Annotated in this window: 23 protein-coding genes, 2 rRNA genes, 1 pseudogene and 1 riboswitch; of the genes and pseudogenes, 24 read left to right on the top strand and 2 right to left on the bottom strand. The window is 50.8% G+C overall.

Features of this window, described 5'->3' with window-relative positions; all coding sequences use genetic code 11:
- Window positions 1-118 (top strand): 23S ribosomal RNA (locus A8990_RS27630); the annotation flags it as partial.
- A gap of 96 nt (window positions 119-214) precedes the next feature.
- A 5S ribosomal RNA gene (gene rrf, locus A8990_RS27625) occupies window positions 215-331 on the top strand.
- Window positions 332-427: 96 nt separating this feature from the next.
- Here rrf and A8990_RS27620 read toward each other — a convergent pair.
- Complete coding sequence (locus A8990_RS27620; RefSeq protein ID WP_116192251.1) at window positions 428-958, bottom strand: transposase; 531 nt, start codon at window positions 956-958, stop codon at window positions 428-430.
- A gap of 220 nt (window positions 959-1,178) precedes the next feature.
- Between A8990_RS27620 and A8990_RS27615 the strand changes: the two genes are divergently transcribed.
- From A8990_RS27615 to rsmI, 10 genes are all read left to right on the top strand, one after another.
- Complete coding sequence (locus tag A8990_RS27615) at window positions 1,179-1,364, top strand: sigma factor G inhibitor Gin (RefSeq protein WP_116192250.1); 186 nt, start codon at window positions 1,179-1,181, stop codon at window positions 1,362-1,364.
- 177 nt (window positions 1,365-1,541) lie between these two features.
- Complete coding sequence (locus A8990_RS27610; RefSeq protein ID WP_116192249.1) at window positions 1,542-3,032, top strand: aminotransferase class I/II-fold pyridoxal phosphate-dependent enzyme; 1,491 nt, start codon at window positions 1,542-1,544, stop codon at window positions 3,030-3,032.
- Window positions 3,033-3,097: 65 nt separating this feature from the next.
- A complete protein-coding gene (tmk, locus tag A8990_RS27605; RefSeq protein WP_116192248.1) occupies window positions 3,098-3,724 on the top strand; it encodes a dTMP kinase in 627 nt (208 codons plus the stop codon).
- 87 nt (window positions 3,725-3,811) lie between these two features.
- Window positions 3,812-4,141, top strand: coding sequence for a cyclic-di-AMP receptor (locus tag A8990_RS27600; RefSeq protein WP_090583132.1), 330 nt, complete (start codon window positions 3,812-3,814; stop codon window positions 4,139-4,141).
- 17 nt (window positions 4,142-4,158) lie between these two features.
- Window positions 4,159-4,602: a YaaR family protein gene (locus A8990_RS27595; protein ID WP_116192247.1), complete on the top strand. Its 444-nt coding sequence runs from the start codon at window positions 4,159-4,161 to the stop codon at window positions 4,600-4,602.
- 16 nt (window positions 4,603-4,618) lie between these two features.
- Window positions 4,619-5,596, top strand: coding sequence for a DNA polymerase III subunit delta' (gene holB, locus A8990_RS27590; protein WP_116192246.1), 978 nt, complete (start codon window positions 4,619-4,621; stop codon window positions 5,594-5,596).
- 4 nt (window positions 5,597-5,600) lie between these two features.
- Window positions 5,601-6,401, top strand: coding sequence for a PSP1 domain-containing protein (locus A8990_RS27585; RefSeq protein WP_116192245.1), 801 nt, complete (start codon window positions 5,601-5,603; stop codon window positions 6,399-6,401).
- A gap of 81 nt (window positions 6,402-6,482) precedes the next feature.
- A complete protein-coding gene (locus A8990_RS27580; protein ID WP_116192244.1) occupies window positions 6,483-6,884 on the top strand; it encodes an initiation-control protein YabA in 402 nt (133 codons plus the stop codon).
- Window positions 6,885-6,946: 62 nt separating this feature from the next.
- On the top strand, window positions 6,947-7,741 hold the full coding sequence (locus A8990_RS27575) for a tRNA1(Val) (adenine(37)-N6)-methyltransferase (protein WP_425463938.1): 795 nt from the start codon (window positions 6,947-6,949) through the stop codon (window positions 7,739-7,741).
- Complete coding sequence (rsmI, locus tag A8990_RS27570; protein WP_116192243.1) at window positions 7,738-8,631, top strand: 16S rRNA (cytidine(1402)-2'-O)-methyltransferase; 894 nt, start codon at window positions 7,738-7,740, stop codon at window positions 8,629-8,631. The genes A8990_RS27575 and rsmI overlap by 4 nt, the downstream gene beginning before the upstream one ends.
- A 170-nt stretch (window positions 8,632-8,801) precedes the next feature.
- On the opposite strand, the gene A8990_RS27565 is transcribed toward rsmI, so the two are convergent.
- Complete coding sequence (locus A8990_RS27565) at window positions 8,802-9,056, bottom strand: AbrB/MazE/SpoVT family DNA-binding domain-containing protein (protein ID WP_116192242.1); 255 nt, start codon at window positions 9,054-9,056, stop codon at window positions 8,802-8,804.
- A 274-nt stretch (window positions 9,057-9,330) separates the two neighbouring features.
- Between A8990_RS27565 and A8990_RS27560 the strand changes: the two genes are divergently transcribed.
- The 12 genes and pseudogenes from A8990_RS27560 to spoVG all read left to right on the top strand — a co-directional run bounded on the left by A8990_RS27560 (window position 9,331) and on the right by spoVG (window position 19,599).
- On the top strand, window positions 9,331-10,647 hold the full coding sequence (locus tag A8990_RS27560; RefSeq protein ID WP_116192241.1) for an HD domain-containing protein: 1,317 nt from the start codon (window positions 9,331-9,333) through the stop codon (window positions 10,645-10,647).
- Between the two features lie 21 nt (window positions 10,648-10,668).
- The gene (locus tag A8990_RS27555; protein ID WP_116192240.1) at window positions 10,669-11,433 is read left to right on the top strand and encodes a TatD family hydrolase; all 765 of its coding nucleotides are present in this window, start codon (window positions 10,669-10,671) and stop codon (window positions 11,431-11,433) included.
- A gap of 186 nt (window positions 11,434-11,619) precedes the next feature.
- A riboswitch (cyclic di-AMP (ydaO/yuaA leader) is annotated at window positions 11,620-11,925 on the top strand.
- Between the two features lie 244 nt (window positions 11,926-12,169).
- A complete protein-coding gene (locus A8990_RS27550) occupies window positions 12,170-13,318 on the top strand; it encodes a resuscitation-promoting factor (RefSeq protein ID WP_116192239.1) in 1,149 nt (382 codons plus the stop codon).
- A 138-nt stretch (window positions 13,319-13,456) separates the two neighbouring features.
- Window positions 13,457-14,029 (top strand): ribonuclease M5, encoded by a 573-nt coding sequence (gene rnmV, locus A8990_RS27545; RefSeq protein WP_116192254.1) that lies wholly within the window; start codon window positions 13,457-13,459, stop codon window positions 14,027-14,029.
- Window positions 14,026-14,922 (top strand): 16S rRNA (adenine(1518)-N(6)/adenine(1519)-N(6))-dimethyltransferase RsmA, encoded by an 897-nt coding sequence (rsmA, locus tag A8990_RS27540; RefSeq protein WP_116192238.1) that lies wholly within the window; start codon window positions 14,026-14,028, stop codon window positions 14,920-14,922. Before rnmV ends, rsmA begins: the two co-directional genes overlap by 4 nt.
- 66 nt (window positions 14,923-14,988) lie before the next feature.
- Window positions 14,989-15,864, top strand: a complete 876-nt coding sequence (gene yabG / locus A8990_RS27535; protein ID WP_116192237.1) for a sporulation peptidase YabG — start codon at window positions 14,989-14,991, stop codon at window positions 15,862-15,864.
- Between the two features lie 150 nt (window positions 15,865-16,014).
- Entirely contained in the window at window positions 16,015-16,287 is a 273-nt protein-coding gene (gene veg / locus A8990_RS27530; protein WP_090583107.1) for a biofilm formation stimulator Veg, read from the top strand.
- Window positions 16,288-16,491: 204 nt separating this feature from the next.
- Window positions 16,492-16,665, top strand: a pseudogene (locus tag A8990_RS27525) (small, acid-soluble spore protein, alpha/beta type); the annotation flags it as partial.
- Window positions 16,666-16,998: 333 nt separating this feature from the next.
- A complete protein-coding gene (ispE, locus tag A8990_RS27520) occupies window positions 16,999-17,853 on the top strand; it encodes a 4-(cytidine 5'-diphospho)-2-C-methyl-D-erythritol kinase (protein ID WP_116192236.1) in 855 nt (284 codons plus the stop codon).
- A gap of 84 nt (window positions 17,854-17,937) precedes the next feature.
- Window positions 17,938-18,774, top strand: coding sequence for a pur operon repressor (purR, locus tag A8990_RS27515; protein ID WP_116192235.1), 837 nt, complete (start codon window positions 17,938-17,940; stop codon window positions 18,772-18,774).
- Window positions 18,775-18,791: 17 nt separating this feature from the next.
- The gene (locus A8990_RS27510) at window positions 18,792-19,175 is read left to right on the top strand and encodes a RidA family protein (protein ID WP_116192234.1); all 384 of its coding nucleotides are present in this window, start codon (window positions 18,792-18,794) and stop codon (window positions 19,173-19,175) included.
- A gap of 139 nt (window positions 19,176-19,314) precedes the next feature.
- Window positions 19,315-19,599: a septation regulator SpoVG gene (spoVG, locus tag A8990_RS27505; protein WP_116192233.1), complete on the top strand. Its 285-nt coding sequence runs from the start codon at window positions 19,315-19,317 to the stop codon at window positions 19,597-19,599.
- Window positions 19,600-19,775: the final 176 nt, after the last annotated feature.

Raw genomic sequence — 19,775 nt, 5'->3', positions numbered from 1 at the left:
CAAGATGAGATTTCCCAATTAGTAAGACCCCTGAAAGACGATCAGGTTGATAGGTTCGAGGTGGAAGCGCAGCAATGTGTGGAGCTGACGAATACTAATCGGTCGAGGGCTTATCCTAAACAAGTTCATCCAAGCAAAGAACTTCGCAAAGGTTCGTATCCAGTTTTCAAAGCGCAAGCTTTGACGCATCTTTTGCTAAAGCAAAAATGCCTAGTTTGGTGATAATGGCGAAGGGGAACCACGCGTACCCATCTCGAACACGACCGTTAAGCCCTTCAGCGTCAATGGTACTTGGACCGCAGGGTCCTGGGAGAGTAGAACGTCGCCAAGCACAGATAACCGACCATACGAATATGGTCGGTTTTTTGTTGTTTCTAGAGCACAAAAAAGTCAGCTGCCATATCGTTCTGCTTCACGAGGAAGCAGGTTATCGATGATAGAAGCTGACGTCTGTCGCTGTGATGCGGAGCACTCCGTCGCGTTTGGCTTTGCGCAGCCGGCGGATCAGGAGCATACGTGGAACGAGGAGCCAGAGATGGCACATAATAAGGCTGATCATGGTGCCCTCGTTCGCCCATGGGTAGAACACGCCAATGGCGCATAGCCCGAGCCAGAACAGATGACGGTGCAGCCGGCGGAATAGCTCAAGCTGAATATTGGCTGTCGGGATATAGCCGATCCACGGCGTCATGACGCGCCAGCCCCAGCGGCGGTAATCCGGTTCGTCGACACGAATGAGTGTGAGACGAATAATGAAGTAATGAATGATCTGCGTTCCAAGCAGACCGTAGCCTAACGCGATGGCGCCATCGACCCTGTACATAAGCAGAAGGAAGATGGCCAGTATGGCAATAACGCATATATGGCTTCGAAGCAGCTCTTCACGAACGGTGATTTTTTGAATGAGCTGGTACTGATAGATTGTTGCTTTCTCCTGTTCGGCGAGTTTACCCCTCATAGGCGCTCAACACCTCTCTCTCTTCTCCCCCTTTTATCGGCTAAATTCGGTTCATACTGTAGACTTCCCCTCCAAAGAAGTGCAAGCTGTGCGTCACCAATCTGGGCGTTTCGACATAAACTGTATTACTATTTGAAATGGGCTATGAAAGTCGTATACATTGCTAGAGTTTGTGGCATACTAGAAGGATGGCGTAGCTCATTTAGATGAGGTGAAACGTATGGAAGAACATACAAGCAAGGCTTGCATTATCTGCGGTCATGAGAAGCAAGAAGGTATTCGCATTATTGACGGGTTCATATGCGAAAGCTGCGAGATTGAGATGGTGGGTACCGACGTGCAGGATGCCAAATACCCATTCTTCATCCATCAACTGAAGCGGATTTGGATTCAAAATAATGCATAGACCTCTTCAGCAACATATGCAGCCGAAGTAATCCCTATATCGACTCGGATCATGACGAATAACCGAGAAGGTTAGGGGTTATTTTGTTTCACGTGTAACATTTTGTTACAAGTCCTGTCCAACATCGATTATGATGAAAGGAACAAGCAGTAGCAGTCAGTCAAGGAGGATCTATAATTGCGAGCGCCATTATTCGAATTATTAACGTCTTTATATACATCTCAACCAAGCAGCTACCATGTACCAGGCCATAAATATGGGCAATCCCTATCCTTGCTGAAAGGAACGATAGACGAGCAAGCGCTGCAAGCTTATCAGGCGATTATGCAGCTGGATGTAACGGAATTATCGATGACCGATGACTTGCATGGTCCCTCTGGTGTTATAGAGGAGGCACAGCAGTTAGCCGCTGCAACGTTCGGAGCAGAACAGACCTTTTTCCTAGTCGGAGGAAGTACGGCAGGGAATCTCGCTATGGTGCTTGCTGTGTGTGATTCGAACGATCTTATCATTGTTCAGCGCAACGCCCATAAGTCGGTGCTGAATGGATTGAAGCTAGCCGGAGCTAGAGCCGTATTCATTATGCCGCAAAAGGAAGCAGGAAGCGGTCTTGATGTTGTGCCGAGCTTAGAGCAGATTGAGGAAGCTTTAATACGATATCCGGAATCAAAGGCTGTATTTCTGACGAATCCGAGCTATTACGGACTCAGCGTGGATCTGGAGCCATATGTAGAGCTAGTTCACCGCTACGGCAAAATGCTGCTCGTCGATGAGGCGCACGGCGCGCATTACGGATTGCACGAGAGGTTTCCACGCTCAGCGCTGCAGGTGGGGGCAGATGCGGTTGTACAATCTACGCATAAGACGCTCACTGCGCTCACAATGGGAGCGATGCTGCATATCCAAGGACCGCGAATTGACCGCAATTCGCTGGCGGAAGCGCTGCATATGGTGCAGAGCTCAAGCCCTTCGTATCCCATCATGGCATCGCTTGATGTTGCGAGAGCTGTTATAGACAGTACAGGAGAACAGTTATTCGAGCGGGGGATTGCGGCAGCGGATGATTTTCGGAGATGGGTCACAGAGGAATCGGCTCAGTATGAGCTCGCCTCTTCCTTGCTGCGAGAGGGAAATCAGCTGAATGCGCATGTCGATCCGCTGCGAGTTGTACTAAGAAGCAAGACAGGCAGACAATCAGGCTTCGAACTGCTTAAGCAACTGGAGAGCTTTGGCTGTTACGCGGAGATGGCTGACATTCATTATGTGGTGCTGCTGTTTGGGATGGGAGCCGAATCCTCGGACATGGAGCGGCTGAAACATGCGTTAATGGCGATTGCGAAGGAGGCTGCAGAAACAGCAGATGAGCCTTTGCAAATTATCGACGCTGCAGCTTACAGTCAACTGGTGTCGGAGCCTGTGTTATTCTCCCGAAGAGGGGCAGCTGCTGGCGTGAACGCCATAGAAGCAGTTGAGCTGTCAGAAGCGGAGGGCAGGCTCGCTGCTGAAGCAGTCATTCCTTATCCGCCAGGAATACCGCTGCTCTATGAGGGAGAGCGCATATCTGCTGGGGCCATCGCGATGATTCAGCGGCTAGTCCAGCATGGAGCCAGATGCCAAGGAGCATCCGACCAGACGATGCGGACGATTACGGTACTGCGGACGGGCTAATCGTTTACGCACCTGATTGGCTTTGATATGATAAGGGTATTAACGGATAAGAGGAGTAACTTTTGGTGGAAAAAGGAATATTTTTGACGATAGAAGGCGGCGAAGGAGCAGGAAAAACGACACTCATCAACGGAATTGTTGAAGCGCTTCAGGGTCGTGGAAGAAACGTGCTGTCTACAAGGGAGCCAGGCGGAAGCCCAATTGCGGAGCTGATCCGCGGGGTTATTCTCGATAAGAAAAATACAGCGATGGACGCGCGAACAGAAGCACTGCTCTATGCGGCAGCAAGACGTCAGCATCTTGTTGAAATTGTGCTGCCCGCGTTGGACAGAGGCGATGTCGTCATCTGCGACCGTTTCGTCGACAGCAGCCTTGCGTATCAAGGCCATGCACGCGGACTCGGCATAGCAGAGGTGCGCTCCATTAATGATTTTGCGATTAATGGTGTCATGCCGAATTTGACGATATGGATGGATATTTCGCCGGAAGCTGGCCTTGCTCGTATTAATAGTACGAAGGATCGCGAGGTAAACCGGTTGGACCTGGAGGAGCTCGCATTTCACGAACGAGTGCGCGAAGGCTATCGGCTGCTTATGGGGAATGAGCCGGATCGCATTATACGCGTAAATGCCGAACAAACGGCGGAAAACGTGCTTCGTGACGTGCTTGATATAATAAATCGACGAATTTAAAGGATTAATTGCTCCTGGTGTCAAAATAATTAAGGTGCTGCATGAAATGTCTTTCGTAGAAAGGAACTATTATTGGGAGGGATCGGTATGAAATTAGTTATTGCGATTGTACAAGATAAGGATAGCAACCGGTTATCGAATGCACTAGTAAGAGAGGGCTTCCGTGCCACTAAATTGGCCAGTACAGGCGGTTTCCTGCGAGCAGGGAATACAACATTCATGATCGGTATCGAGGATGAGCGGGTACATGAGGTGCTCACAGTCATTCGATCCAATTGTAAAGTCCGCGATCAGCTGGTTTCTCCAGTATCTCCGATGGGCAGCACGACTGATGCATATATTCCTTTCCCGGTCGAAGTGCAAGTCGGCGGCGCTGCCGTATTCGTCGTACCGGTAGAACGATTCGAACATTTCTGATTGGGCGTGACGCATAAATGAAGATTAATCCGGGCTGGCGGCCACTGGGACAGGATCGTGCACGGCCGGATCTTGGTGCTAAGCCGATGGCACCAAAAAACTTTGCTGATGTGATGAATTTTCAAGATGAGCAAAGAACGATTGAAGAGCTTCAGCTGAAGCTGCAAGATATTCATAATCAGGGCGAGCGACTGTCGCGATCGATGACGGTGAGAGAGCTGCGTCTTTACCGTCAAATGGTGAAGCAGTTCCTCGAAGACACGGTCCGGCGCGGCGTTGGCATGAAGGAAACGCGCGGTTTCGACCGCCGTGGACGTACGAAACGATATAAACTGCTCGAGGAGCTTGATTCGAATCTGCTCCTAATGGGCGAAGAGCTGCTTGAATCCGAAGAAGGCAGACTTGAGCTGCTTCAGAAGATCGGCGATATTCGCGGTATATTGATTAACCTGTTTTTCTAGAGAGGATTAGACGAGTATGAGCATCGCAGAGCTTGCCGGGCAACCGAAGGCGAAACGCATATTGCAATATGCGCTGGCTAGCGGCAAAGTGTCGCATGCCTATTTATTCAGCGGTCCTTCAGGCAGTGGACGGATGCAGATGGCGATGGCTTTTGCCAAAGCGCTGTTCTGCAAAGGCGAAGGCGACGACGCCTGCGGTCACTGCCTGGAATGCCGCAAATTCGAGCATGGCAATCAGCCGGATCTCCATCTGGTTGCGCCTGACGGCAATTCCATCAAAATCGACCAAATCCGCGAGCTTCAGAGAGAGCTTGCTTACCGTAATATAAGCGTCGAACGCAAAGTTTACATTGTGCAGCGTGCCGAGACGATGACGCTCCAAGCGGCGAACAGCCTGCTGAAATTTCTGGAGGAGCCGCAATCGCCGGTCGTTGCTATTTTGTTAACGGAGAATGGACAAGCCGTACTGCCTACGATTCGTTCGCGTACACAGCATGTGCCATTCATGCCGCTCGCACCTCAGGACATGCTGCAGACGTTGTCTGACGAAGGAATTCCTCAGCTGTCCGCCCGTGCTGCCGTCCATCTCGCATCTGGAGTCGATGCTTGCCGGGCGCTTATCCAGCAGAATGGGTTTGCAGAAATGAGAAACGTAGTGATACAATTAGGAAAGGACAGTCTGACCCGATTCACCGCGGCGATGATGTCTGCACAGCAGCAAATTTTCAAGACAGAACTCGGTGAGCAGCCGCAGCTTCTATTATCTTTATTAGTACTTTGGTATAAAGATATGATTCATTATCAGGCAGGAAGACATGAAGCACTTGTTTTTATAGATCAGCTTGATTGGATTGGCAAACATGCATATGCGCGCTCTGCGGAAGGCTGGGTGAAATGCATGGAGTATACGCTTGAGGCTGGCAAACGGATACGTTCGAACGTATCGCCGCAGCTCGCGCTTGAGCAGCTCCTAATCCGTGTACAGGAGGGGTGATGAATTGTATAATGTCGTTGGCGTCCGCTTCAAGAAGGCGGGCAAAATCTATTACTTTGATCCGGTCGAATTTCAAATCGATAAAGAGCAGCATGTTATCGTAGAAACGGCAAGAGGGATCGAGTACGGGAAAGTCGTGGTTGGACAGAAGCAAGTCGGTGAATCGGATGTTGTCCTTCCGCTGAAGAAAGTCATACGAATTGCCGGTGACAACGACGCAAGAATAGTCGAAGAGAACAAGACGGCGGCGCGTAACGCTTTTGCCACTTGTCTTGATAAAATAAGAGATCATCAGCTGAAAATGAAGCTTGTCGACGTCGAATTTACGTTCGACCGCAACAAAATCATTTTTTATTTTACAGCTGAAGGCCGGGTTGACTTCCGTGAGCTCGTTAAGGATCTCGCGAGCGTGTTCCGCACGCGGATCGAGCTGAGACAAATCGGCGTGCGTGACGAAGCGAAGATGCTTGGCGGCATCGGACCATGCGGACGCATTCTGTGCTGCTCCACTTGGCTTGGCGATTTCGAGCCGGTATCGATCAAGATGGCGAAGGATCAGAACTTGTCGCTCAATCCGACGAAGATCTCTGGACTATGCGGGCGGTTGATGTGCTGCCTGAAGTATGAGCACGACAATTATGAGAGCATTCGCGAGGAGCTGCCGGCAGTTGGCAAACTCGTGGTCACGTCTTATGGAGAAGGTAAAGTAACAGGTATCAATGCGGGCAGCAAAACGGTATATGTACAGCTGTTCGATGGCGGCAAGCCGAAGGAATTACCGCTTGATGATGTTGTAGTGAAGTAATTTGTAGTGAAGTAGTCTTGGAACAAACGTAACAATGCGCATAATCCTAAATCCGAAGCTGCACAGCCTTGGGGTGAAGACTTGAAAAGAGATATTTTTAGTCAAATAAGCGAATTTGAATCCCATCTGGGAAGTTTGCATCAAGAAATCGGTGCAATGAAAGAGAAAATCAAATCGCTCCTCGAAGAGAACAACCGGCTCAGTATAGAAAATGGGCAGCTGCGCAAAGTATTAAAGCGTGAGACAGCGGTTCATACGCCGAAGAAGCAAGAGGCAGCTCCGGTTGTCGTCGATGAGGAGATTTATACGTTGCCTGTGGAAGAGCCGAGCAGCGGCACTGGTGATACGGCCGGTGTCGGACAAGGCTATGACAACTTGGCAAGACTGTATCATGAAGGATTTCATATATGCAATCTGTATTATGGCCATTTGCGTACGGAAGGCGACTGTTTGTTCTGCCTTTCCTTTCTCAATAAAGATTGAAAAACAAGACCCTTATCTATAGGGTCTTGTTTTGCATTAGCCGGTGAAGGAGCCTAACTGTGATAAACAACAACCACGTGAAACTGGAGCCGAACGAACGGCTAGATGATTTACTTACACATCAATTACATATTATTCAAAGCCGCGAGGTGTTCAGCTTCTCCATGGACGCGGTACTGCTGGCGCGATTCGCAGCGGTTCCGCCGCGCGGGAAAATGATCGATCTGTGCACGGGCAATGGCGTCATTCCGCTGCTTCTGACGACACGGACGAAAGCAACGATCGATGCGGTGGAGATTCAGCCGCGTCTGGCGGATATGGCAAGACGGAGCGTGGAAGCCAATGGGCTGAACGAGCAGATCAAGATCTATGAAGATGATCTGCGCGAGTTCCATAAGCAGCGCCATGGCATGTACGATGTGGTGACAGTGAATCCGCCTTATATGCCAGCGGGAACGGGCGATACGAATGAGAATGAGCATTTTGCGATGGCGAGACATGAGCGCAATGGCACATTGAATGATATCGTGATGGCATGCGCTCGGCTTGTCCGTACGGGCGGCCGAGTGGCCATGGTTCATCGCCCGTCACGTCTTATTGAAATATTGGAGACGATGCGAAAGTGGAAGCTGGAGCCGAAACGCATTCGTTTCGTGCATCCGCATAAGGATGCGGAAGCAAATATGGTGCTCATTGAAGCACATCGGGATGGAAAGCCGGACATTAAGCTGCTTCCACCGCTAATCGTATATAACGATCAGCGGCAATATAATGAAGAATTAATTCGAATTTACTATGGCGATAAAGCTGCAGAGGCTGCAATGGCGGAAGCGGAAACGAGGAATACGGAGAAATGATCGTACAACGTAGTTTTAGTACAGAGGGACAGCGCGGTGATATCGGCACTCTCTACTTGGTCGGTACGCCGATTGGGAACCTGGAGGACATGACGTTTCGCGCGATCCGGACGCTGAAGGAAGTAGACCTGATCGCAGCGGAGGATACAAGGCAGACGCGCAAACTTCTCGCGCATTTTGAAATCGCGACGCGCCTCGTCAGCTATCATGAGCATAACAAGGACGCGAGCGGACCGGAGCTGATCCGGCTGCTGGAAACCGGCCAATCGATCGCGCTCGTCAGCGATGCCGGGCTTCCGGCAATCTCGGACCCCGGCGCGGATCTTGCTGCCGCGGCAGCGGAGCGGGGGATAGCGGTCGTGCCGATTCCTGGCGCCAACGCAGCGCTGTCGGCGCTCATCGTATCCGGGCTGTCGACCGATAATTTCTTCTTCGCGGGCTTTCCGCCGCGCGACCGAAAGCCGTTAACGAATTGGCTCCAGCAGCTGCAGCGGCAGGAAGGGACGATTCTGTGCTATGAGTCGCCGCACCGGATTACGAAGACACTGCCAGTGATGTTCGAGCAGTGGGGCGACCGCCGCATGGCGATGGTGCGCGAGCTGACGAAGCGCCATGAAGAGATCGCTCGCGGCACAATCTCCGAATGCATCAGCTGGCTGGAGGAGCATCCGCCGCTAGGCGAATATTGTCTTGTGATTGCAGGCGTGAGCAAGGAAGAAGCGGCGGAGCTCAGACAAAGCGAGCAGAATTGGTGGGAGACGCTAAGTCTGGAGGAGCATGTAAGCCGTTATGAGGAGCAGGGAGAGGACCGCAAGGAAGCGATCAAACGAACGGCACAGGATCGCGGCCTGCAGAAGCGGGATGTTTATAATGAAGTAATGAAGAAATAAGGCATGGTACCGTGTTAGCATGAGTCCTTGATGCGAGGTTGGCGAGATTGGCGAGACAAAAAAAGACCCCCCTGGCCGTATAGGCTTAAGGGGGGCATCAAGGAGTATAAAAAGGTTAGAATTAACATATCGGATAATTGTATTATAACCTATAATTCTCAGTTTGTCTCTTATTTTGTAACAGGAGACGGCATTTCAGTCAAACAAGCGTTGCAAACGATTTTGCCCTTGAAGTAAGCTACGTTCTCTGCATTGCCGCAGAAGATACAAGCAGGTTCATACTTCTTCAGCATAATCCGTTCGCCGTCTACATAAATCTCGAGTGCGTCCTTCTCGCCAATACCAAGCGTACGGCGCAACTCGATAGGAATTACAACACGTCCGAGCTCATCTACTTTACGTACAATGCCTGTCGATTTCATCATGATCTATCATTTCCCCTCGTACTAGTATATATCGTCACGATTCGACAAAATCCATCAATTAATGCTTTTATAATACCAACGTTTCCCAAAATAGTCAACGACGATTTGACGGTAAATATGACCAGTGACGTCAGGTATAGCTTTAATGCTAGTTATACTTACGATTTCTATCGTACAATATTTGAAACGAGATTGGAAATGAAATTGCGACAACATTCGACAAAACTCTGACTATTGTGTCGAAACCATGAACACTAAAAGGAGTGATTTGGAAATGGCAGCTCGTAAGCGCAAGGAGCGATTGGCGGAGGAGAAAGTATTTAAGGATCCGGTTCATAAGTACATTTACGTGCAGGATCACCTGATCTGGGATCTGATCAATACGAGAGAATTTCAGCGGCTGCGGCGTATTCGCCAGCTTGGCACCTCCTACTTGACCTTTCATGGCGCAGAGCATAGTCGATTCTCCCATTCACTAGGGGTCTATGAAATTACCCGCAAGATCATATCCCAGTTCGAACGCGGCGGCTACGCGGATTGGCCGACGGAGGAGAAGCTTGTTGCACTATGTGCGGCACTGCTGCACGACATTGGCCATGGTCCCTTCTCGCATTCTATAGAAGAGATTTTCGATACGAATCATGAGGAGTGGACTTGCCGCCTATTATTAGAAGAAACAGAAATTAACGCCGTGCTCAGAGCCTATGATCCTTCCTATCCGGAGCGGATTGCGGCGGTCATCTGCAAGACGTATCATGAGCCCATTGTTATCAGTCTCGTGTCGAGCCAAATGGATGCGGACCGAATGGATTATCTGCTCCGGGATGCGTATTTTACGGGCGTAAACTACGGCACTTTTGACCTTGAGCGGATATTGCGAGTACTTCGCCCCTATCAGGGAAGAATTGTAGTGAAAGAGAGCGGCATGCACGCGGTCGAGGACTATCTCATGTCGCGGTATCAGATGTATTGGCAGGTGTACTTTCATCCTGTGACGCGCAGTTCGGAGATTATTCTAAGGCAAATCTTTCGCAGGGCGAAGGAGCTGTATGCGGCTGGCTTTACATTTAATTGGATGATCGATCCGCTGAAGCACCTAATTAAGGGAACGATTGATCTTGAAGGTTACTTGGCTCTAGACGAGGCGCTCGTTCAGACCGCCTTTAGCCAGTGGGTGAAGGAGCAGGATGAGGTGCTTGCTGATCTATGCCGCCGATTCCTGAACCGGAAGCTGTATAAATATGTAACGATGGACTATGGCGATGAGGGATTGTGGCAAGACATCCGCAAGCATTTCCGAGCGATTGGGCTCAATCCGGATTATCATCTGGAAATTGACTTTCCTTACGACATGCCCTACGATGTTTATCGACCTGACGCGGCACAGGCTGCAGGCAAAGAAGAAAAACCGCCGATTCTGCTGTTGGGACCTGACGACCAGTTGTCGGAAATATCCGAGCGTTCCGATATCATTCGGTCCATCACAGGTATCCATCAAGGCAAGTACCATCTCTATTACCCGGAGGAACCGCTTCGTGAATCAGTTTCGAAGCTCCCTGCGAATTTGCGCGAAATATTTGCTTTAATGTAGAAAGGAGTTACTTTGGTACCCATGTTAATCGACACACATACCCATTTAGACTCGCCAAAATTCGACGAGGACCGTGCGGAAGTTATCGAAAGAGCACAAGCTGCAGGTGTACATAAGCTGATCAATATCGGTTTTAACCGGGAGACGATTCCGACGACCATTGCGCTGGCGGAGCAATATTCATTCATCTATGCCGCGGTCGGCTGGCATCCCGTGGACAGCATCGACATGCTGCCGGAGGATCTGGAATGGATTGCATCTTTATGCGATCATCCGAAGGTTGTCGCGATTGGAGAAATCGGTCTCGACTATCACTGGGATACGTCGCCGAAGGATGTGCAGCAGCGTGTATTCCGGCAGCAGATCGGGCTTGCGAAAGAGAAGAAGATGCCAATTGTCATCCATAACCGTGATGCGCACGAGGATGTCGTCAGGCTGCTTCGCGAAGAGGGGGCCAAAGAGGTCGGCGGCGTCATGCACTGCTTCTCTGGAAGCTGGGAAACGGCGAAGCAATGCCTCGATATGAACTTCTATATATCGTTCGGGGGACCGCTTACATTCCAAAATGCACGAGTGCCGAAAGAGGTGCTTGCGCATGTTCCGCTCGACCGGCTGCTAATCGAGACAGATGCCCCGTATCTGGCCCCGCATCCCCATAGAGGGAAGCGAAATGAATCGGTTTTCGTCCGTCTCGTAGCAAATACGATGGCGGAGCTAACGGGCAAATCAGTGGAGGAAATCGAAAAAATCACGACCGAAAATGCACTGAAATGTTTTGGAATGTAGTGAAAATGAGAGTGAAAGTAAGTATTTGGGACCATTTCGGTGAAAAAACTAACTTTCGCTCCAGAAATCAAGCAGAATTCACGGGATTTTCCTAAAAATTCGTTAAAATCGTCATTAATCAGTTCTTTACAATGTGCGGCGATAGACTGTATGATTCATTTCAGAGCAACAAAACTTGTATTCCTTTTCCAATAAGCGCTTAATCTCCACCGATGTGGAGAGCGGGGGAACCAATTGTTGAAACTGATTGTAGCAAGCGAAAATGAATGACGCCGAATTGGCGACAATCATTTTGCGCGAAAGCGAAATCATCTCACCACCTTAGGTGAATTGAATTGCGCTAAGATGCAGGCAGTGGTCAACATGAATTCTTCTAGGGGTGAATTTTGCGACTGACGTGTTTGAAAGCATTATTAACACGTCACGAGCGAATAGGGCGACTCTCACGCCCGAATCCGACAGCTAACCTCGCCAGCGTAATGAAGAGAGATCAACCTCGTGCATGCAATCCATGCTACCCGTGTCGAAATGGGAAGCCACGAAACAGATCCTCTGTCGTCGGGCTTCTTTTTTGTTTGAAAGAAAGCATAATGTGACGACACAGGGCGTATCATGGAACGGGCACGGAGGTGAAGATAGATTGGAAATGCGTGCGGCTCGCACGCCAAATCTCAATAGTCGCGTCTAAGTATCATGCGTAACAAGGCGGCGGGGCTATGTAAGGAGGACCGAAGAAATGGGAGCACTCCAGATGAAGGACACCCATGGGAAACGATCATCCAGCATGTCTTTCGCATTGCGATGGAAGCATGAGAACGTGCGTTTAATTGTTCTAAGCGCTCTGATCTCAATCGCTATGACTTTCATGTTTTTGGTGTTGTTGCACGGGACGGCTGATAAGCACGTATCCGTAGTAGTGAATGGACGAGAAACGATTGTTTCGACAAAACAATGGTCCCTTCAACGCCTACTGGATGAACAAGCCATTACTGTCGGCGCTTATGATAAAGTGTCGATGCCGCTGGAAGGCGGAATTGAAGATGGCGACCGCGTCGTAATCGATCAAGCGGTACCTTTAGTTGTAAGGGCAGACGGCAAAGCAAAGACGTTGTACACGACAGAAAAAACGGTAGCCGCGGTGATGGATCAGGCTAACATAACGGTACGCAATCAAGATAAAGTCGTACCTCCATTAACGTCTTCGCTAAAGCCAAATATGGTAATTACAGTTACTCGGATCTCGAAGGCGTACTCCGAGAGTACGATCCCTGTTCCTTTCACAGTTGTGAAACAGGATGATCCGAAGCTGGCACTTGGGAAAGAAAAGCTTGTCCAGACGGGTAAGCAAGGCGCGATTGTGAAACGGTACGAGAGAGTGTTCCAGGACGGCGTTCTTGTATCACAGACACTCGTGGAGAAGATGACGAAGTCTTCTGCCGTGAATCAAATCGTAGCCATAGGCACGAAAAAGCCTGAGCCGAAGGTAACGATGCTGTCGGCCAAATCGCCAGCCGTTACAACGATGACGAAGCGTGGAGTTACGTTCAGTTCGAAGAAGGTACTTCGCAACGTGACACTGACGGCCTATTCGGCCGGCGTCGCATCGACAGGCAAAGGGAAGAACCATCCGGAATACGGTATTACCGCATCAGGCGCACGTGTACAGGAAGGCCGGACAATTGCGGTTGATCCGAAGGTCATTCCAATCGGCTGGTGGGTATATATCGAGGGCATCGGCTTCCGTCGTGCGGAAGATACGGGCAGTGCGGTCAAAGGAAACAAGATCGATGTTTACTTCGACAGCGAGTCGTATGCCGACAGATTCGGTTTGAAGCGTGGTTACACGGTCTACATACTAGGACCAAAGAAGCCAGAAGCGCTGTAAGAAGAGATACGGCCAGCAGTGTATGGGTATTTCTTCTTCATTCATATCGTATTTTGCACGTAAATATGCCATCATAAGAAGAGGCGATGCCTCTTCTTTTTGTATGTTGTTTGAAGGGAAGGAATGAACGAGGACCCTATGATTAAAGAAATCATTGTCGTAGAGGGAAAAGACGATACAGTCGCGATCAAGCGCGCCGTTGAGGCGGAGACGATCGAGACCGGCGGCTCCGCGATCGGCGAAGCGGTGCTGAAGCGCGTGAAGCTGGCGATGGAGCGTCGCGGCGTTATTATATTCACGGATCCTGACCATGCTGGTGAGAGAATCCGCAAGATCGTCGCGCAGCACGTGCCTGGCTGCAAGCATGCCTTTCTCCCGCAGGAGGAGGCGCTGTACAAGGGCGACATTGGCGTCGAGAATGCGTCGCCTGAAGCGATTCGGCGCGCGCTGGCGAATCTGCGCACGGAAGCTGCCCCTGGAACGGGCACGCTGGCGGAAGTGACGATGGACGATCTGATGCGTGCAGGGCTGCTTGTACACCCGCAGGCATCGGAGCGGCGGCTTGCAATGGGCAATCTGCTCGGCATCGGATACGCGAACGGAAAGCAGTTCTTCAAGCGCTGCCAGATGTTCCGAATTACGCATCAGGAGTTTGACCAGGCGCTCGCGACGATGGAGCAGTCTAACGAAGGCGAAGGAGATCAGCCATGACAGAGGGAACAAGAACGAGCGTCGATGTCGGTTCGCCGAAGCGGACGAAGGACATTATCGCGAAGTACGGGTTTACATTTAAGAAGAGTCTCGGTCAGAACTTCCTGATCGATCAAAATATTTTGCGCAAAATCGTCGGTGCAGCGGAGCTCGATAAGACGAAAGGAGCGCTGGAAATCGGACCGGGCATCGGTGCGCTCACGCAGCAGCTGTCGCAGGAAGCGGGGCGTGTTACGGCGATCGAGATCGATAACCGGCTCATTCCGATTCTGCAGGATGTGTTTGCGGACTCGCCGAACGTACATGTCGAGCATGGCGATGTATTGAAGCTGAATCTGTCCGAGCTGATGGAGAAGCAGTTCGCCGGCCTGTCCGGCGTCAGCGTCGTTGCGAACCTGCCGTACTATGTAACGACGCCAATTCTGATGAAGCTGCTTGAAGAGAAGCTGCCGCTCGAGAATATCGTCGTTATGATCCAGAAGGAAGTCGCGCAGCGGATGGCTGCGAAACCAGGCGGCAAGGATTACGGAAGTCTCAGCGTCGCCGTGCAATACTACTGCGTGCCTGAGCTTGTCTGCATCGTGCCGCACACGGTGTTTATTCCGCAGCCGAATGTCGATTCGGCTGTTATTAAGCTGTCGGTGCGCGAGAAGCCGGCTGTTGACGTGGAGGATGAGGATCACTTCTTCCGCACGGTACAGGCCAGCTTCGCGCAGCGCCGCAAGACGCTGGCGAACAATCTGACCGCCTTCGTCGGCAAGGCGAACCGCGAGCAGCTTGGACCGCTGCTGAACAGCTGCGGTATCGATCCAATACGCCGCGGCGAGACGCTGTCGCTGGAGGAATTCGCGGCGCTCAGCAAGGCATTATTGGCGGCCGGATTTAAAGGCTAAAAAGTTAATCGGAAGCGCACCTTCAAGGGCGTCTCCCCATAGGATAGACGAAGAGGTGATTTGCCCATGAAGCAAGGGGACCTGGTCGTCCGCAAATCCTATGGCGGGGACGTCCTTTTTCGTGTTGCGACAATGCTAGAACAAACGGCCGTTTTGAAGGGAACCGACTATCGTCTGCTTGCAGACGCGCCTATTGTCGATTTATCGGTAGTGAACGATCCGGAATCGTCAGGCGCCGCCAGGCAGGCTCGCATCAAAGCAAATGAGTCGACACTGCGGATGCAGGAGCAGCGAGAGCGGCAGGCGCTTGAGCGCGAGCTTGCACGCGCGCAGAGTGAAAACCACCCTTATTTTGAGGTGCCCGGAAAAGTCCTTCATCTCGATGGGGACAATAATTATATGAAGAAGAGCATGCAACTGTATACACAGATGCGAGTGCCTGCTTATGGCGTTTATGTGCACGAGTCGCAGATGGCCGATGTCGTATACCGCCTGCTCCCGCAAATCAAGCCGGATATTATCGTCATTACAGGCCATGACGGCGTGCTCAAAACAAGCAATCGCGATGAGCTGCACAACCTCGCCAGCTACAAGAATTCGCAGAACTTTGTCGACGCCGTCCGTATTGCCCGTCAGTATGAGAAGAGCAGAGACAATCTGATCGTCATCGCCGGCGCCTGCCAGTCCCATTACGAGGCGCTGCTGCAGTCCGGCTCGAACTTCGCGAGCTCGCCAGGCCGCGTGCTCATTCACGCGCTTGACCCGGTCTATGTCGCCATTAAAGCGAGCTACACGTCCATCCGGGAAACCATCAACCTCTCTGACGTCATCCATGGCACGATTAGCGGCATCGACGGCGTTGGAGGCATTGAGACACTCGGCAAGTTTAGAGTGGGCATGCCGAAGCCGAAAGCGCTTGTTGGCGTGAAGCCAACCGTATAATATGGCTGTGCAAGGATAAAATATACATGAGTTGCTAAAACAAACTTAATAATTATTGACACGGTGTTAAGACCGCTGTTATAATTATTATTTTTTGACAAACCACCTCTCATTGGTTATAATGGACAAGGAAAGAGGTGGTAGTGCACAATGGCAAAAAATGCGCTATTGGAAATCAAACGCAGTTTGGAAACCCATGTCGGATCCAAAATACGTCTTCGTGCAAACGGTGGTCGTCGAAAGACTATTGAACGGACCGGTGTGTTAGAAGAAATCTACCCTTCTGTATTTATTGTCAGGCTTGATCAGGATCAGCATGCATTCAAGCGTGTCTCCTACAGCTACGCTGACATTTTGACGGAGTCCGTTGAAGTGACGGTCGACAGCGATGATGGTCAGGTACGCATTACGTATATACAGTGAATTGCAGCTGAAATACAAAATTGCAATTGCAGTACATGTGCAGATGTCGCCAGTAGGAGCGGGCTTGCTCCAACCTGGCAGCATCTGCACTTTTTTTATATACATACGGCTGTATGAGAAGGTCCGGCAGGTACACATACTAAAGATACGATCCGAGAATGGGCTCAGCGCATTTGAACGAGCAATCTTACAGGAGGCGATTGTGTGTCCCGCAGAAACCGTATGATGAGCGAGGAGATGAAGAAGGAGCTGGCGAAGGAGCTGGGCTTCTACGACACCGTCCAGAAGGAAGGCTGGGGAGCGATTAAAGCGAAGGATGCCGGCAACATGGTGAAGCGCGCGATTCAGCTCGCTGAGCAGGCTGTAGCGAAGCAGTACCAAGCACAGCAGCAAGGGCAACAGTCAGCCGCGTATACCGCCGCCTATCAGCCTCAGAATCAGCAGACAGGCAGAACGACTTATATGCCGCAGCAGCAGTCCTATGCCGCTAATTCGCGCACGGAGTCTCCGGCCAGCCGCGTAACCGTCCCGGCGTACATGCACCAAGCGGCGCAGCCGGCGCAGCAGCAGCCAAACCACTATCCGCATTAATAAGCGATTTCGAAAGAAGCTAAGATGAGCCTAAAAACGCATCTTAGCTTTTCTTATGACCTTTTGATAAAATATAGAGATATATCAGTTTTCTAACGAAGATGAACGGGTGAGCATATTATGAAGATTTATGAGAAAGCGCCGGCCAAAATCAATCTCCTGCTGGACGTAATGCGCAAGCGAGAGGATGGCTTCCATGAGGTGGAGATGATTATGACGATGGTCGACCTGGCGGACCGGCTCGAGATGGAGGAGCTGCCGCGGGATACGATTATCATATCGAGTCAGGCCGGATACATACCGCTGGATGAGAAGAACTTGGCGTTCCAGGCTGCAAGGCTGATTAAGGACCGCTACAACGTGCGCAAGGGCGTCTATATCCACTTGGATAAAAATATTCCGGTTGCAGCGGGTCTTGCCGGAGGCAGCAGCGATGCAGCGGCAACACTGCGCGGGCTGAACCGGCTATGGGGTCTTGGTATTTCGGAAGAGGAGCTGTGCGAGCTTGGTGCGGAGCTCGGCTCCGACGTTCCGTTCTGCGTCACAGGCGGAACGGCAATCGCCCGCGGCCGCGGGGAGAAGCTTGAGCGGATCAGCAATCCGCCGCAGTGCTGGGTTATTCTAGCGAAGCCGCCTATTAACGTCTCGACGGCAGACGTCTATGGCAAGCTGCGTGCCAATGAGCTGAAACATCATCCGTCGACGAAGGACATGCTGTCGGCGATTTCGAACGGCTCGTTCGCAGACGTGTGCGCGCATCTCGGCAATGTGCTGGAGACGGTAACGCTGCAGCTCCATCCGGAAGTGCTTCAGATGAAGGAGATTATGCAGCGTCTTGGTGCGGACGGCGTGCTGATGTCAGGCAGCGGACCGACGGTTTTCGGCCTTGTGAGCAAGGAAGCGAAGGTGTCACGGATCTATAATGGACTCCGCGGTTTCTGCAAAGAAGTATACGTGGTAAGAATGCTGACATGAGCCCTACATGCGTCTTGATTAAATCCGTATGAAAATGGTATATTGTCATTATAATATTCGGATTTAGCAAGGGGTGAGGACGCTTTGAAGAAATTGAAACGAAGTGCAAGGTTAGTAGAAATGACGCAATACCTACTTACTCGCCCCCATACGTTAATTTCTCTAACAGCATTTGCTGATCGCTATCAGTCTGCCAAGTCATCCATCAGCGAGGATTTGGCGATTATTAAAGAAGTGTTCGAGGAAGAAGGTTTGGGTGAGCTGCATACGCTGGCCGGTGCGGCTGGCGGTGTGAAGTATTTTCCGAAGATGGGCAGCGCAGAGGCGCTCTCCATTATGAATAACATTTGCAGGCAGCTGGAACAGCCGGAGCGTGTGCTCGCAGGCGGGTATTTGTACATGACCGATATGCTTGGCCAGCCAGGACTGCTGTCGGATGTGGGCCGCATGTTCGCTACCGCTTTTGCCCACTTAGATATTGATGTTATTATGACCGTCGAGACGAAGGGTATTCCGCTCGCACACGCGACTGCGGCATGCATGAACTTGCCGGTCGTCATCGTGCGCCGAGATAACAAGGTGACCGAGGGCTCCGCGGTGAGTATTAACTACGTCTCGGGATCGAATAAACGGATTCAGACGATGTCGCTTGCGCGGCGCGCGCTGAAGGAGCATGCCCGCGTGCTCATTATTGATGATTTCATGAAGGCCGGCGGAACGATTCAGGGCATGATGGATCTGCTCTTTGAATTTAACGCGAAAGTAGCGGGAGTCGGCGTCTTCGTCGAGTCCGGCGAGCTGGAGAGCGAAGAACGGCTGTTCGAAGACTATGTGTCGCTGGCGAAGCTGACCGCTGTCGATATGAAGTCGAAGCAGACGACGGTTATACCGGGGAACTATTTTGCAGAACACGTAAACTAGAGGAGGATTTCTTGCACATGAAAGCACAGCCGCAAATGATTGCAACCGATAAAGCGCCAGCCGCGATCGGTCCTTACTCCCAAGCCGTGAAGCTCGGCAACATGCTGTTCACATCCGGCCAAATCCCGCTTACCGCAGAAGGCGTGCTCGTAGAAGGCGGCATCGAGGAACAAACGCATCAAGTGTTCCGCAACCTGGAGGCGGTGCTCGCAGAAGCGGGTGCAACGTTCGCAGATGTTGTGAAGGCAACGGTGTTTATTAAAGATATGAACCAGTTCGCTGCGCTGAACAGCATCTATGCATCGTACTTCGGCGATCATAAGCCAGCACGCTCGACCGTAGAAGTGGCGCGGCTTCCGAAGGATGTCCTTGTCGAAATCGAGCTCATCGTATCGATATAAGTCGAATCGTGTGAGATAATATTTTTTCCAGAAAAAAACTTCAAATCTTATCAAATATTTTCCGTATTTGTGAAGGATTTTGCATTGAGATGTGGAAGTACTACACCAAGTCTTAGATGGATAAAGGTGGTGAACACAGATGCAAATAACCGATGTTAGACTCCGCCGCGTTAATTCCGAAGGTCGGATGAAGGCAATCGCCTCGATTACCATTGACAATGAATTTGTCGTTCACGATATTCGCGTGATAGACGGTAACAATGGAATGTTTGTGGCAATGCCAAGCAAGCGTACTCCTGATGGAGAGTTCCGCGATATCGCTCACCCGATTTCATCGACGACACGGGAGAAGATTCAAGCTGCCGTACTCGCTGAATACGAGCGTGCTGCAACAGAAGAAGACGTAATCGAAGAAGGCGCGTAAGCAACAGAGTACTTCGAATAAGTGAAGAGAGCCTTGCGGGGCTCTCTTTTCTTTTGCCTTGTAATACGCTATCATCAGTAGAGCATTTATCGAATTTGCGTATAATAGCCAATTAAGGTTAAACAGATAAGGTGAGCGTTTCGGAAGAGGGAGAGTTTAACCTCCAGTTAAACTCC

Source organism: Paenibacillus taihuensis, from assembly GCF_003386535.1.
GTDB lineage: Bacteria > Bacillota > Bacilli > Paenibacillales > Paenibacillaceae > Paenibacillus_Z > Paenibacillus_Z taihuensis.
The sequence above is the reverse complement of the archived record's forward strand: the minus strand, read 5'-3'. Positions and strand labels throughout refer to the sequence as shown.

Excerpts from the sequence above, each read along its gene's own strand:
- A8990_RS27620 (WP_116192251.1), bottom strand. The coding sequence starts at position 958 with ATGAGGGGTAAACTCGCCGAACAGGAGAAAGCAACAATCTATCAGTAC.
- A8990_RS27615 (WP_116192250.1), top strand. The coding sequence starts at position 1,179 with ATGGAAGAACATACAAGCAAGGCTTGCATTATCTGCGGTCATGAGAAG.
- A8990_RS27600 (WP_090583132.1), top strand. The coding sequence starts at position 3,812 with ATGAAATTAGTTATTGCGATTGTACAAGATAAGGATAGCAACCGGTTA.
- A8990_RS27595 (WP_116192247.1), top strand. The coding sequence starts at position 4,159 with ATGAAGATTAATCCGGGCTGGCGGCCACTGGGACAGGATCGTGCACGG.
- holB (WP_116192246.1), top strand. The coding sequence starts at position 4,619 with ATGAGCATCGCAGAGCTTGCCGGGCAACCGAAGGCGAAACGCATATTG.
- rsmI (WP_116192243.1), top strand. The coding sequence starts at position 7,738 with ATGATCGTACAACGTAGTTTTAGTACAGAGGGACAGCGCGGTGATATC.
- A8990_RS27565 (WP_116192242.1), bottom strand. The coding sequence starts at position 9,056 with ATGATGAAATCGACAGGCATTGTACGTAAAGTAGATGAGCTCGGACGT.
- A8990_RS27560 (WP_116192241.1), top strand. The coding sequence starts at position 9,331 with ATGGCAGCTCGTAAGCGCAAGGAGCGATTGGCGGAGGAGAAAGTATTT.
- A8990_RS27555 (WP_116192240.1), top strand. The coding sequence starts at position 10,669 with ATGTTAATCGACACACATACCCATTTAGACTCGCCAAAATTCGACGAG.
- A8990_RS27550 (WP_116192239.1), top strand. The coding sequence starts at position 12,170 with ATGGGAGCACTCCAGATGAAGGACACCCATGGGAAACGATCATCCAGC.
- rnmV (WP_116192254.1), top strand. The coding sequence starts at position 13,457 with ATGATTAAAGAAATCATTGTCGTAGAGGGAAAAGACGATACAGTCGCG.
- rsmA (WP_116192238.1), top strand. The coding sequence starts at position 14,026 with ATGACAGAGGGAACAAGAACGAGCGTCGATGTCGGTTCGCCGAAGCGG.
- yabG (WP_116192237.1), top strand. The coding sequence starts at position 14,989 with ATGAAGCAAGGGGACCTGGTCGTCCGCAAATCCTATGGCGGGGACGTC.
- veg (WP_090583107.1), top strand. The coding sequence starts at position 16,015 with ATGGCAAAAAATGCGCTATTGGAAATCAAACGCAGTTTGGAAACCCAT.
- ispE (WP_116192236.1), top strand. The coding sequence starts at position 16,999 with ATGAAGATTTATGAGAAAGCGCCGGCCAAAATCAATCTCCTGCTGGAC.
- A8990_RS27510 (WP_116192234.1), top strand. The coding sequence starts at position 18,792 with ATGAAAGCACAGCCGCAAATGATTGCAACCGATAAAGCGCCAGCCGCG.
- spoVG (WP_116192233.1), top strand. The coding sequence starts at position 19,315 with ATGCAAATAACCGATGTTAGACTCCGCCGCGTTAATTCCGAAGGTCGG.